This is a genomic window from Methylomonas aurea, assembly GCF_024505045.1.
GTDB lineage: Bacteria > Pseudomonadota > Gammaproteobacteria > Methylococcales > Methylomonadaceae > Methylomonas > Methylomonas aurea.
On record NZ_JANIBM010000023.1, the window covers coordinates 25,215 to 38,917 of the forward strand.

The 13,703-nt window shown below is 56.4% G+C and carries 11 protein-coding genes; 8 read left to right on the forward strand and 3 right to left on the reverse strand.

Going from position 1 to position 13,703, the window contains the following annotated elements; translation table 11 throughout:
- Positions 1-21: 21 nt before the first annotated feature.
- From NP603_RS15060 to grxD, 5 genes are all read left to right on the forward strand, one after another.
- Positions 22-5,148: a trifunctional serine/threonine-protein kinase/ATP-binding protein/sensor histidine kinase gene (locus NP603_RS15060; protein WP_256611748.1), complete on the forward strand. Its 5,127-nt coding sequence runs from the start codon at positions 22-24 to the stop codon at positions 5,146-5,148.
- A 31-nt stretch (positions 5,149-5,179) separates the two neighbouring features.
- Positions 5,180-5,881 (forward strand): response regulator, encoded by a 702-nt coding sequence (locus NP603_RS15065; RefSeq protein WP_256611749.1) that lies wholly within the window; start codon positions 5,180-5,182, stop codon positions 5,879-5,881.
- Positions 5,882-5,923: 42 nt separating this feature from the next.
- Positions 5,924-8,284 carry a sensor domain-containing protein gene (locus tag NP603_RS15070; protein ID WP_371928874.1) on the forward strand — a complete coding sequence of 787 codons (2,361 nt, stop codon included), beginning with the start codon at positions 5,924-5,926 and terminating at the stop codon, positions 8,282-8,284.
- A gap of 109 nt (positions 8,285-8,393) precedes the next feature.
- Positions 8,394-9,065, forward strand: coding sequence for a ribulose-phosphate 3-epimerase (gene rpe, locus NP603_RS15075; RefSeq protein WP_256611750.1), 672 nt, complete (start codon positions 8,394-8,396; stop codon positions 9,063-9,065).
- Between the two features lie 259 nt (positions 9,066-9,324).
- On the forward strand, positions 9,325-9,645 hold the full coding sequence (gene grxD, locus NP603_RS15080) for a Grx4 family monothiol glutaredoxin (RefSeq protein ID WP_256611751.1): 321 nt from the start codon (positions 9,325-9,327) through the stop codon (positions 9,643-9,645).
- A gap of 73 nt (positions 9,646-9,718) precedes the next feature.
- Here the strand turns inward: grxD and NP603_RS15085 are convergent, their stop codons facing one another.
- Positions 9,719-10,426: a TPR end-of-group domain-containing protein gene (locus NP603_RS15085; protein WP_256611752.1), complete on the reverse strand. Its 708-nt coding sequence runs from the start codon at positions 10,424-10,426 to the stop codon at positions 9,719-9,721.
- 87 nt (positions 10,427-10,513) lie between these two features.
- On the opposite strand from NP603_RS15085, the gene NP603_RS15090 reads away from it, so the two are divergent.
- Positions 10,514-10,819, forward strand: a complete 306-nt coding sequence (locus NP603_RS15090; protein ID WP_256611753.1) for a DUF2288 domain-containing protein — start codon at positions 10,514-10,516, stop codon at positions 10,817-10,819.
- Between the two features lie 51 nt (positions 10,820-10,870).
- On the opposite strand, the gene NP603_RS15095 is transcribed toward NP603_RS15090, so the two are convergent.
- Complete coding sequence (locus tag NP603_RS15095) at positions 10,871-11,515, reverse strand: HvfX family Cu-binding RiPP maturation protein (protein WP_256611754.1); 645 nt, start codon at positions 11,513-11,515, stop codon at positions 10,871-10,873.
- A gap of 83 nt (positions 11,516-11,598) precedes the next feature.
- Here NP603_RS15095 and NP603_RS15100 point away from each other — a divergent pair, with 83 nt between their 5' ends.
- Positions 11,599-11,901 carry a cupin domain-containing protein gene (locus NP603_RS15100; protein ID WP_371928872.1) on the forward strand — a complete coding sequence of 101 codons (303 nt, stop codon included), beginning with the start codon at positions 11,599-11,601 and terminating at the stop codon, positions 11,899-11,901.
- Here the strand turns inward: NP603_RS15100 and NP603_RS15105 are convergent.
- Positions 11,888-13,192 carry a DEAD/DEAH box helicase gene (locus tag NP603_RS15105; RefSeq protein WP_256611756.1) on the reverse strand — a complete coding sequence of 435 codons (1,305 nt, stop codon included), beginning with the start codon at positions 13,190-13,192 and terminating at the stop codon, positions 11,888-11,890. The two genes, NP603_RS15100 and NP603_RS15105, sit on opposite strands and share 14 nt — an antisense overlap.
- Positions 13,193-13,345: 153 nt before the next feature.
- On the opposite strand from NP603_RS15105, the gene NP603_RS15110 reads away from it, so the two are divergent.
- Positions 13,346-13,702 (forward strand): PilZ domain-containing protein, encoded by a 357-nt coding sequence (locus tag NP603_RS15110; protein ID WP_256611758.1) that lies wholly within the window; start codon positions 13,346-13,348, stop codon positions 13,700-13,702.
- The last annotated feature ends 1 nt before the right edge of the window (position 13,703 follow it).

The following is a 13,703-nucleotide window of genomic DNA, read 5'->3' on the forward strand; positions in this document are numbered from 1 at the left end:
TTATTACAGCTTTATCCGCATATGATCGAATCAGCACACACCGCACGGTTGGCCGGCGCTCCCTATCTGGAAAGCTACGTATTGACCGAAAAGCTCGGCGAAAGCCTGCAAGCCTCGGTTTACAAGGGTTACCACAAGCACGTTCCCGAATACCCGCTAGTGATCAAGTGCCTGAAACTGCTGTCGAGCTGGGAAGACCAATCCAGGCATTTGCGGCAAAAAATCGAACGACTAAAAGTCTTGCACGACCCGCGGGTCAGCACACCGCTGGCGCTGGAATCCGACGACGGCGAGCAATTCATCGTCCAGCCCTGGTTCAACGGCCAACCGCTCAACCACTGGGCCGCGCTAAGGCAAGCCGTGCCGCTCCGCGATTTCTTCGCCCTGGCCTGCGCGCTGGCCGAAATTCTGCAAGCGGTACACGATGCCGGCATCACCCACGGTGGCGTCAAACCGAATAACATTCTGGTCCACAACGGCAATCTGAACCTGCGTTTGACCGATTTCATCACACCGCTGGACATTCGCGACGTCAGCCATTTCATCTACGACCCGGAGTTCGTCCGCAACACGCTGGCTTATACCTCACCGGAGCAATCCGGCCGGATCAATTACCGGGTGGACTTCTCGACCGACCTGTATTCGCTGGGTATCGTGTTCTACGAGTTGCTGACCGGCCGCCTGCCTTTTTTTTCCAACGACCCGTTGGAATTGATCCATTCCCACTTGGCCGAGGAGGCGGTCAAAGTCCACGACATCTGCCCCGGCGTGCCGCGCCCGCTGAGCGAGATCGTCGCCAAACTGACGCTGAAGCAGCCGGAAAAACGCTACCAAAGCGCTTCCGGCCTGTTGGCCGACTTGCTGCGTTGCCAGAAAGAATACGCCGCCGGCGCCGCGGTCGGCGATTTTGCGATCGGTCAGCACGACCGCAGCCGCCGGGTGATTTTCATTTCGAAAATGGTCGGCCGCCAAACCGAAAGCGATTTGATCCGCAGCGAATACGAACAGGTCGGCCGCGGCGAGTTCCGTTCGGTGTTCATTTCCGGGCTATCCGGGATCGGCAAAACCCGCTTGATCCAGGAACTGCAAAAACCGCTAGTCAAAAACCGCGGTTATTTCACGTCGGGTAAGTTCGACCAGTACCAGAAGAACATTCCCTACAGTTCGCTGATCCAAGCCCTGCGCAACCTTATCCGCACCTTTCTAACCGAGAGCGACACCCAGCTTCGGCACTGGCGCGACAAAATCCTGGAGGCGGTGGAACACAACGGCGGGGTCATCATCGACGCGGCGCCGGAATTGGAATTCATCATCGGCCCGCAGCCGGAACCGGCGCATCTGCCGCCGATGGAAGCTCGCCACCGTTTCAATAACCTATTCGGCCGCTTCCTGGCCTGCCTGGCCAGCGCCGAAAATCCGCTGGTGTTGTTCATCGACGATTTGCAATGGTGCGACAGCGCCAGTTTCGACTTTCTGCAAAACCTGTTCGCCAACCACCGCGAACATCCTTTCTTATTTTTCATCGGCGCCTACCGCCATAACGAGGTCGACAATGCCCACCCGCTGACCAAGTTGATCCGCAATGTCGGCGAGCAAGGCGGCCCGTTGCGGGAAATTCGGCTGGAAGCGCTGAGCGACGCCGACTGCCACGAAATGGTGGCCTATATCCTGGACTCGCCGTTGGCGGCGACGGCAAAACTAGCCGAATTCATCGCCCATCTGACCGAAGGCAATCCTCTGTTCGTCAGCGAGAGCCTGGCCTGGCTGTATAACGAAGGCTTGCTCAGCACCGACGCCAACCGCTTCTGGCGCTGGGACATGCGGCGCATCCGCGACTCGCGGATGCCGGCCAACGTGGTCGAACTGTTCGGCGCCAAGGTACGCAAGCTGCCGGCCGAAACGCTGCGTGTCTTGGAGCATTGCGCCTGCATGGGCAACCGTTTCAGTGTCGAGGAACTGGCGCTGGTCATGGATCTGCGCATCGAACCTTTGTTCGAAGCGCTTAAGCCGGTGTTGAGTTCCGGACTGCTACTGGAGAATAAGGCCGATCTGCAGTTCGTCCACGACCGGGTGCAGGAAGCCGTGCTGCAACACGTCGACCCCGCGGCTAGGCCCGGCATTCACTGGCGTATCGGCAACCGCCTGATGCGAGGCATCGCGGTCGGCGGCGATCTACAGTGTCTGGATAACCTGTTTACGATCGCCGCGCACCTGAACCGCGGCCGCCCGGAGATACTCGACAAAGAGACGGCTTATTGGCTGGCCGACATCAACTTCCAGGCCGGCAACAAAGCTCTGGATGCCCTGGCCGGCGAAGCTGCCAACGAATTTTTCCAGAAAGCCCACGATTATTTACCGGAAGATAGCTGGGAAGCGGCCTATGCCCTGACCTTCCGGATATACCAACGCCTGGCCAAAACCCATCTGATGTGCGGCCGCTACGAAAGCTCGGAGGCGTTGCTGAACCGTTTGATCGAGTGCGCGGTCAGCGACCTCGATAAAGCCGAGGCTCTGGCCGAACAAACCACCTCGCTGTCCTCGTTCGGCAACTTCAAGCAAGCCATCGCCACCGCCAACCGCGGCTTGGCTTATTTCGGCAAATCCATTCCCGAGGATGCCGACCAGGCCCGGCAACGCATGCTGGAATTGATGGCCAGCATCGACCGCTGCGGCGACGTCTGGCAGACCATACTGAATATGCCGTTTACCGAACAACGGCAAAGCAAAATCGAGCTGGCTTTTTATAGCGAGCTGATCCCGGATTTGTACATGTGCGGCTTGGTACCGCAGTTGTATTTGTCCGCCGCGCAATCGACGCTGCATTGCCTGGAAGGCGGGATGGACGAATCGGTGATCTATTCGTTTTCGATCATGGGCTTGAATCTAGGGGAACAGGGCCGCTTCGAACAAGCCTTCAAATACCAGGATCTGGCGCACGACTTGTGCGCCAAGTACCCCAATACGTTCGGTGCCACCCGCGGCATGAACGGCATCGTCTGGTGCAACATGCATTCGCGCAGCCATCCGGCGCAAATCGTCGAATATGCGCAAAAAGCCATCCAATGCGGCAAAAACTGCGGCGACCTGTACAACGCCGGCCTGTCCTACGGGCCGTTAATGTGGAATCTGCAAGTCCAAGGTAAAAATCTGCGCTTGGTCGAGGAAGCCGCCGAGGAATGCCTGCAGTTTTCCCGCAAAAACCAATTGTCGTTTTCGGTCGGCCTGGCCGAAGCGGTATTGGCCGGTTGGGTGACACCGTTGAAACCGGAACGGCCGGCAATCGACATGCAGGCGACGCTGCGGCATTGGGCCGAAAACAATTACGTCGCTGCATCCGGCAGTTATTTCGTCTTGCTGGGTTTTGCCCAATATTATCTCGGCGACCATGGCGCTGCGGCCAAGTCCTTGGCCGCAGTGGAACATTACCTGCACGGCCTGACCGACAACGTGTTGAAGCGGATGTGGTACGTGTTCCGCATCCTTAACCGCTTGCGCCTACCGGAATATTTGGATTGGCCGGAAATCGACCGGGAGATCGCGCCGCTGCTGAACTCACTGGAAACCTGGGCTGCGCTGGGGCCGTTGCTGAAACCGTATTTGGCCCTGATTCATGCCGAAATCGCGCGATGCCAGCAGCAGTACCGCGAAGCCCGCAATTTATATCTGGACGCCATTGCTTTGGCTCTGGAATGCCAGTATGGCCTGTTAGCCGGCCATATCTACGAATCGTTGGCCGATTTGCTGGTCAATCAGCATTTGGGCGACGCCGAGCTTTACTACGGCGAAGCCCGCCGCCATTACCGGCTGTGCCGGGCCGATGCGTTGGGCAAGCGCTTGCAGGAACGCCACCCTTACGTCAGCCCGGAAACCGGCGCCCGCAGCATTCCCAAAACGGAGCCCGCCTCAGCCACGCTGCCGAACCTGGATATCAACTATCTGATGAAATCGGCGATGGCCTTGTCGGCCGAAACCGATCTGGCCCAACTAATGCAAAAAATTCTGGCCGTAGTGTTGGAAAGCTCCGCGGCCCAACACGCCTATTTGTTGATCGGCCAAAGCGAAGAATTGTACGTTGCCGCCGAACAGCATGCCGGCAAGAGGCGAGCGCTCGCTAAATCCCAATACAGCCTGAATCAGGCGCAGGGCGTCTGCCGGGCCATTGTCAATTATGTACATAGAACCAGGGAAAAAGTCGTGCTACGCGAAGCCGGCAGCGAAGGCGAGTTTCAAAACGCGCCGGAGGTCGTGGCTTACGGCTTGCGTTCGATTTTATGTCTGCCTGTGGTCAAGCAGACCCAGTTGATTGGCCTGCTCTATCTGGAAAACCGGCTGGCCGACGGCGTATTCACACCGGAAAAAATCCTGATGACGGAATTGCTAACCGCCCAGGCTGCGATCTCTTTGGAAAACGCCCGCCTGCTGGAACAGACCCGGCAGGCTTACAAGCAATTGCAGGAAAACCAGGAACACATGCTGCAGATGGAAAAGCTGTCCGCCTTAGGTACTTTGGTTGGCGGCGTGGCCCACGAAATCAACAATCCGCTGATGGGGCTGATGAATTTCGTCGAATTCGCGGCCGAGCGCAGCGACGATCCCAAATCAAAACAAATCTTGCAGCAGGCGATGAAGCAGATTCAACGGATCAAAAACATCGTCTCCAACATGCTGGTGTTCATGCACAACCAAACCGCGCAAATCGGTAGTTGCTCGTTAGCGGAAGTCCTGGAACAGACCCTACTGCTGATCGGTGCGGAACTGCGCAAGGCTGGCGTGGAGGTGCGTACCGAATTGCCCGAGGGCTTGCCTAACATCGGTTGCAGCGCGGAAAGCTTGCAGCAGATATTGCTGAACCTGCTGATCAACGCCCGCGATGCGCTGGCGGGCTGCGAGCGGCCTACCATTGAAATCTCGGCGGCAATCTCGGAAAAAATGCTAGAGTTGACGGTAACCGACAATGGCCCCGGTATCAGCGACGAAGTGCAAAGCCGCATGTTCGATCCGTTCTTCACCACCAAACCTCCCGGCAAAGGTACCGGCTTGGGCTTATCGGTAACGCGGCGCCTGGTGCAGGACAACGGTGGCAGCATTGCCGTGGAAAGTGGCATTGGCCTGGGTTGCCGCATCCGGTTAAAATTTCACCATTTTTAATAGTAATATTTGAAATTAACGGACCTGAACAATGGTAAACAGCATTTTGGTGATAGACGACGATCCGGCGGTACGCGGCGCGTTCAAGCTGATTTTGGAAGACGAAGGTTACAGCGTACGCGAAGCCGAGAACGGCGAAGACGGCATAGCCATGGTCCAGACCGAACGTCCCGATCTGATTTTTCTGGACCTGCGCATGCCCGGTATCGACGGCGTGGAAACCTTGCGCCGACTCAAAGCGATTGACAATAGCCTGAACGTTTATATCGTCACCGCGTTCTCCGCGGAATTCATGGACCAGTTGAAGAACGCCCACGACGAAGGCCTGCAATTCGAATTGGCGAGCAAGCCACTGTCGGCCACGCAAATCCGTAATATCGCGCAGGTAGTGCAAATTGCCAAGATTCATGAAGAACGCCGCGCCAACCACCACAAACTGGTCTTGACACTATACGTGGTGTCGCTGAATCCGGAAACCCGAAGACTAGTGGAGCAAATCACTGCGGTGTTGGCCGGTATTTACGAACCGGGCCACTGGGTTTTCGATGTAGTCGAGGTACTGGGCATGCCGGAAAAAGCGCTGGAGAAGGAAATCTTCGCGACGCCGATGCTGGTGCGCGACTTGCCGGAACCGGTATTGAAGTTGCTCGGCGACCTGTCGCGAATGTCTTCGGTGATGGCGGCAATCACTACCCAAACTCAGGGCAGCGGCATCCAAGCCGTGATCATCTGAAGCCGGAACCTGGCCTAAACGATGCCGTAGACCCTCAAGCAACTGGAACTGATCTTGGACACCATCACCGACGGCGTGATGGTGGTCGACCCGCAAGGTATCGTACTGTATTCCAACCAAGCCGCCGAACAACTGTTGGAACGCGGCCCGCTGATCGGCCACGTCCTGGCGATTCCGGCTTCCACCGACGAAACCGTTCACCAGGATATTAATCTGATCCGGCCCAGCGGTATCGCTTGGGCCGAAATGCGCTCCGCCCCGCTGGAATGGGAAGCGGCGCCGGCTTTCGTGATTGCGCTACGCGATATCACGGCGCGCAAACAAGCCGAACTCGCGCTGCAGGAAAGCGAATTGCTATTCCATACCTTGTCGAAAATCGCTCCGGTCGGCATTTTTCGCACGGACGGGAGCGGCCATTGCGATTACGTCAACCAGCGCTGGTGCGAAATCACCGGCCTCAGCCATAGCCAATCGCACGGCGAGGGCTGGCTCGGCGGCTTGTACATCGGCGACCGGGAACGGGTCAAGGCCGAATGGGCGGAGTGCGTGGCCAACGCCAAGCCTTTCACGCTGCAATACCGGTTTCAACATAGCGACGGCCATCTGCGCTGGGTTATCGGCCGGGCCGAGCCCGAATTGGACGAAGACGGGAATTTGCGGGGTTACGTCGGCACGATCACCGATATTTCGGAAATCAAAGCCAACGAAGAATCGCTGGGTCAGGCCGCCGCGGTGTTCGAAAGCACCCGCGAAGGGGTCATGGTCACCGATGCCGACCGCCGCATTTTGATGGTCAACAAGGCATTCACGACAATTACCGGCTACAGCGCGGAAGAGGTGATCGGCAACAGTCCGAGCCTGCTCAGTTCCGGCCGGCACGACAGTGAATTTTACCGGGAGATGTGGAGCAGCATCTCGGCCACCGACCATTGGCAAGGCGAAATCTGGAATCGGCGCAAGAACGGCGAAGTCTACCCGGAACTGCTCAGTATCAGTACCGTGCGCGACGGCGACGGCACTGTCTGCCACTATGTCGGCGTGTTTGCCGACATTACCAAACTGAAGGATTCGGAAATGGAGCTCGAATTTCTGGCCCACCACGATCCGCTGACAAAATTGCCGAACCGGATGCTGTTTCTGTCCCGGCTGCAACATATCATCGAGAAAGCCCGGCGCCAGTCAACGCAAATGGCGGTATTGATGCTGGATCTCGACCGTTTCAAGGACGTCAACGACAGCTTCGGCCATCTGGCTGGCGATGAATTATTGCAAATGGTCGCCAAGCGCCTGACTGCTCGCCTACGCAGTTCGGATACCGTGTGCCGCTTGGGCGGCGACGAATTTGTCGTGTTGCTGGAGGAAATCGGCCACCCGGAAACGGCAGCCCACGTCGCAACGCAAATTATCAAGACCTTGAGCCAGACCTGGCGCCTGCCCAGCGGCAACGAAGTGCGCATCGGCGTCAGCGTCGGCATTTCGACGTATCCGAAACACGGTAGCAACCCGGACGAATTGATCCAGCATGCAGATACCGCGCTATATCAGGCGAAGAACGAAGGCCGCAACCGTTTCAAATATTTTTCCGAAGAATTGACGCGGGCGGCCCGCGAACGCATCGATATCGAGATTCGTCTGCGCCAAGCCATCGAACAGGGAGAACTGCGGGTATTCTTCCAGCCACAAGTCCATGTCGAAACCGGCGAAATTCTGGCTGCCGAAGCGCTGGTACGTTGGCATACGGCGAGCGGAGAAACGATTCCGCCGACCCGCTTCATCCCAATCGCCGAGGAAACCGGTCTGATCACCGCGATCGGCAATTGGGTGCTGCGCGAAACCTGCCGCCAGGGCCGGGAGTGGCTGGATGGCGGTTTGCCGCCGTTACGGCTGGCGGTCAACCTTTCGCCGCAACAGTTCCTGCACAGCGATATCCGGGCCGAGGTGACCAAAACCTTGCGCGAAACCGGCTTCCCGGCCCGACTGCTGGAACTGGAATTGACCGAAAGCGCGTTGATGAAACGGGAAAAGGAGGCGATTCAGATCCTGCACAACTTGCACGATTTGGGCGTACACCTGGCGATCGACGACTTCGGCACCGGTTATTCGTCGCTGGCCTATCTGAAATTGTTACCGCTGGATGTGCTGAAGATCGACCGAAGCTTTATCGAGGATATCCCGCACCATACCGACGACATGGAAATCACGGCGACGATCATCGCCATGGCCAAAACCCTGCGTATGCGCGTGATTGCCGAGGGCGTCGAAACTGCGGAACAACTGGCTTTTCTGAAAACCCGCCAATGCGATTTGTACCAGGGCTTTTTGACCAGCGCACCGTTATGCCCAGAGGAATTTTCGGTATTTTTGGCGGCGTACCGCCGGGAGCGGTTGGGGACGGTTTCGTAATCGGCCGCCAAGCGCAAGGCCGATTAAAATGGCCGCCATCCCGGTTTTAGCCAAACCGCGGAAAAAAGTTATAATGCGGCTTTTTAACCCGACCCATAAGGATCAAAAGATGGCCGACAATCTGATTGCACCTTCCATTCTTTCCGCAGACTTCGCGCGCTTGGGCGAAGAAGTCGTCAATGTTTTAAATGCCGGTGCGGATATCGTGCATTTCGATGTGATGGACAACCATTTTGTGCCTAATTTGACTATCGGTCCTCTGGTCTGCGAAGCGTTGCGCAAGCACGGCGTCACCGCACCGATCGACGTCCATTTGATGATCGAACCGGTCGACCGCATCATTCCGGATTTCGCCAAAGCCGGCGCCAGTTACATCACCTTCCATCCCGAAGCCTCGCGCCACATCGACCGCAGCCTGCAAATGATCCGCGACCACGGCTGCAAATCCGGCCTAGTGTTCAACCCGGCCACGCCGTTGTCGTTCCTGGACCACGTACTGGACAAATGCGACATGATCCTGTTGATGTCGGTCAATCCCGGCTTCGGCGGCCAATCCTTCATTCCTTCGGCGCTGGACAAACTGCGCCAGGTCAGAAAAATCATCGACGACAGCGGCTTCGATATCCGCCTGGAAATCGACGGCGGCGTCAAAGTGGACAACATTCGCGAGATTAAAGAAGCCGGTGCCGACACCTTCGTTGCCGGTTCGGCGATTTTCGGCAAACCGGACTACAAAGCCGTCATCGACGAAATGCGCGCGGAGTTGGCTAAAGCCAAATAATCTAGCCTGATAAACAGCCGCTCCGGAAATCCTCTGCAGCGGCTAAACCATCACCCGCCCCACACCGGCCGGCCTAGCCGGCAAAATTAGGACTTTGTAGCGCCATGGATGCGACCCGCTTCGCCGACCCAACCTATCCAACGTAACGCGGCCGAGTTTCCTGACCGATTTACAAACCCGGTGTTGCGGCGAAGTTAAACTTCTAATCCGCAATAGCGATTGATAGAATCCGAATACCGTTTAGCAACCGAGACCAACCATGAGCGTTATTGAAAAAATTCAAAACCAGTTATCCGAAAACCGCGTGATGTTGTACATGAAAGGTACTCCGGAATTTCCGCAATGCGGTTTTTCCAGCCGGGTGGTGCAAATATTGGAGGCGTGCAACGCCGAGTATAGCCATTTCAATATTTTCGAAGATCAAGAGTTGCGCGAAGCATTGAAGGAATATTCGAACTGGCCGACTTATCCGCAGTTGTATATCGACGGCCAACTGATCGGCGGTTGCGACATCGTCACCGATCTGTACAGTAAAGGCGAGTTGGCAGCGATGTTAGCCGCCGCTGGCGCAACCGAGTAAACCGTCCGCAAACATAAAACCCCGCTCGGCTTGCGCTTGCGGGGTTAAACCGGACGATCCGGGGATAATAGGATTATTTCGCGTAATAATCGAAGTCTTCTTTTTTTTCCAACTTGAAGCGCGGTTCGACGTCGATCGTTTGGTCTTTCATCTCCTCTTCGGCTGCCGGCTCAGGCTGCTTGTGCAATTCCTCCAGAAAATCCTTGAACCACTGGCTGCCGATCACCGCCGCCATGTCCGGATCCTGCAAAATGTTCTGCTCATCCGGCAAACTGCCAAACTCGCGCGCGGTTTGCAGCGCTTTCAGACAAGCGTCCTGATCTCCCCGTAACGCATGAATACAGGCTAAATTGTAGGCTGCACTGCCTTTTTGAATCGCTCCGGCTTTTTCGAAAAAATCCTCGGCGAATTTGTATAACTCGGGTTTTGCCGAATCCGGACTGATGCGGGCCAGTTCCATGAAGGCAACGCCGCCGTCGATCGCAGCACCCAAGTAGCTCGGCGCGGTCAACAGGCAGAACGAAAATTTGGAAATTGCGTCTTCGTATATTTCGATAGCTTGTTGCGCTTCCCGACCTCGAGCTTCGTGCAATAACGCAAATCCCCAATGGTATAGCGCTTCGGACACAATCAAATGGTCGGCGATCACACTGGCGAAACCTTGATAGGCGCCTTTATACAGTTGCTCGGCCTTGCTGCCGTCGCTTTTGCGGGCCTGAGCGACTTGTTTGATGGCGGCATCCAAGGTCGAACGCTTCTTAAATGAACTCAACAACGACATGAAGATTCCTCACTTCTGTTTTACAAACCGGGTTGCGATAAAATAGCGCAGCATACTACAACATCCCGCCACAACCGGAAAAGGTAAATGAGCGAAACTATCGCCGAGCTGGAAAAAGCCAAGATGAATCTGGAAACGTCAACGATTCCTTGGTCGGAATTACAGCGTTTTTTTGCGGCCGGCCTGGCGATTGCCGTTGCCGACGAATTGGATTTGATCGAGGTCGCCAGCCAATTTGCATCGGATAACAAAATCCAGGTCGAGGCTTGGCTCAAAGCCGGACAAGTTGGCCACGTTTCCGACGCCCAGGCTTCCACCTGGATCGCCGCCGACAGCTCGGTCTGGGCCGTGGTGGTTAAACCTTGGGTGCTGGTACAAAATTACCGGAGCTGATAGCTTCGGGGAAGGCCAAGGCCCACCGGCAACGCCGGCGGACCGATAAAATCACTCTATCCCGTAATGGCGGCGCAACCAGTAATCGGCGCTGACGAAACGGCCACCACCTAAGAAAAACAAAGCCAGCAGCATCACGAAATAGGTCGCGGCAAATTCAATCCCGTTATTCAAAATCACCAACGCCCCGTTTTCGGTGATCCATTCGTAATCGCCTTGCGCCTGCAAAATCTCCTTGGCTCGCTCCAGACGCTCGATGGCGCCGGTAGTCCGGTCGGTGGCGAAAATTCCGCTGCCGGTGGCGATGGCCAGCCAACCGTTTTGCAGATGCGCCGAGACTGCAGCCACCACCATGATCACCATTAATGGCAGACAGATCGGCCGGGTAGCGAAACCGAACAACAGGCACAAAGCGCCGACCAGCTCGAACAACGCCACCAAAAACACCAGCACGTAAGGTGCCGGCAGTCCCAGCCCCCATTCCGCGTTGCCGAACCACTCCGCCGTATCGGAAAAACTGGCGAATTTTTTGGTGCCCGCCATCCAGAACACCGGCGCCAGATACAGGCGGATCAACAACGGCGCCAGAAAATCCAAAGTCCCGGCTTTGTCGCAGAAGCGGCTGGACAGCCGCATCGCATCCGGTATATTGCCGATCAGTGTCCCAATTACAGTATTCAACGGCGTAATATTCATTAGCAACCTCCCCCAAGTTTTTATTATTAATCTGCCATATGCACATCAGCAGTTCGTCTATTTTTACAGGCATTCCAGTTCAGTTGCCAAATGAATTTTGCCAAACCTTGCTCGCCGCGCCCAATCTGCGCATCGAGCGCATTGTCTCGCGCGGACATTTCACTGAAAAAGACGCCTGGTACGACCAAGCCTGGGACGAATGGGTGATGGTATTGCAAGGCGCTGCGCGGCTGACTTTTAAAACCGCGCCGGCGTTGGAGATGGTTGCCGGAGACTATGCGCTGATTCCGGCGCATTGCCTGCACCGGGTCGAGTGGACCAGCCCGGACCAGGATACGGTCTGGCTGGCTATCCACATCGGCGCTGCCGCTGCTAACGGGGCTTAGCGGCGCCAGCGTTGCCGCGGCGCGGTTTCCGCGGCTGACTGCGTTTGTCCGGCGCGGTCTTTGCGGTACCGGATTGGGCGCGGCGCCCGGTTTGCTGCGGTTTGGGCTGCGCCGCCACCGGCTTTGCCGGCGGCTTGGGGTTGCCTGGCTCCAACGACACCCGAGGGTAACCGGTATCGGCAATGCGCGGGATCTGCCGTTTCAATAATTTTTCGATTGCCGCCAACAGATGCGCCTCTTCCGGGTCGACCAACGAAATCGCCTGCCCTTCCGCACCAGCACGGCCGGTACGGCCGATACGGTGCACGTAATCTTCGGCGACTTGCGGCAAATCAAAGTTAACCACATGCGGTAATTGGTCGATATCCAGCCCGCGCGCGGCGATATCGGTGGCAATCAACGCCGTAATCGTGCCTTTCTTGAAATCGTCCAACGCCCGGACCCTGGCACCCTGGCTCTTGTCGCCGTGCAAAGCCGCACAGCGAATGCCGTCTTTGATCAATTGCTTACATAAGCGATCCGCGCCGTGTTTGGTGCGAACGAAAACCAACACTTGTTGCCAATGGCCGTGACCGATCAAATACGACAATAGCTCGCGTTTATATTCGCGCTGAATGCCGTAAACCAGTTGCGATACGGTATCCGCGGCCGCATTGCGCTTGGCCACGGCAATCTCGACCGGATCGTTCAACAATTGCTCGGCCAACGCGCTGATTTCCGGGGCGTAAGTCGCCGAAAACAACAGGTTTTGCCGTTTTTCCGGCAACAACGCGATGATTTTGCGAATGTCGCGGATGAAGCCCATATCCAGCATCCGGTCGGCTTCGTCGAGCACGAAATGCTCGACGCGGGACAAATCCAAGTGCTGCTGCTGAATCAAATCCAGCAAACGCCCCGGCGTGGCGACGACGATGTCGGTACCGCGACGGATTTTCTGAATCTGCGGATTGATGCTGACGCCGCCGAAAATCGCTTCGGCAAACAAGGGCAGATGCTTGCCGTAAGTTCTGACGCTTTCGTAGACCTGCAGAGTCAATTCGCGGGTCGGCGTTAACACCAACACTCTGACCGGCCGCGGCTTTTGCGGAATCGGCTGCTGCTGCAGGATGTGCAATAAAGGCAGCGTGAAGCCCGCCGTCTTGCCGGTACCGGTCTGCGCACCGGCCAATACGTCGCGGCCCTGCAGAATTACCGGAATTGCCTGCGCCTGAATCGGCGTCGGCGTTTGGTAGCCTTGTTCGGCAACCGCCCGCAGCAATTGTTCGGACAAACCCAGTTCTGAAAATAACATTGATCAACCCATCAGATGGCGTCCGCTGAGCCGGACGCGAAACTATTAGTCACTCAGTGCGCGATTTATCGCCCGGAAAAATCGGCAAACATACACTTTTTATCTAAAATAACCACTCTAACAGGCAAGTTATTCTTTCTAAGGAGGTCCCGCATGACCGAGAAACGCAATCACCCGAGATTACAACCGAAAGGCCTGCAAGCCGGCCTCCGCTTCTACTCCGCCGAACAGGAAATCGCGCTGGATGCCGATATTCTTGACATCAGTTACAGCGGGATTCGCGTCAGGCTAAAACAACCGATTGCGGCGGAAATCATCGGCCATATCAAAATCACGATGACGCTGCCCGAATCCGGCACCTCCTTCAGCGTCCACGGCATCCTGAAGCATCAACAAAACGAAACCGAATGCGGCGTGCATTACGTGGATCACATCGACGGTTCTATCGACGATGTGATGTTCGAATGCATCGAACTGGATAACTCCACCGTATTCATCAAAACCCATTGAC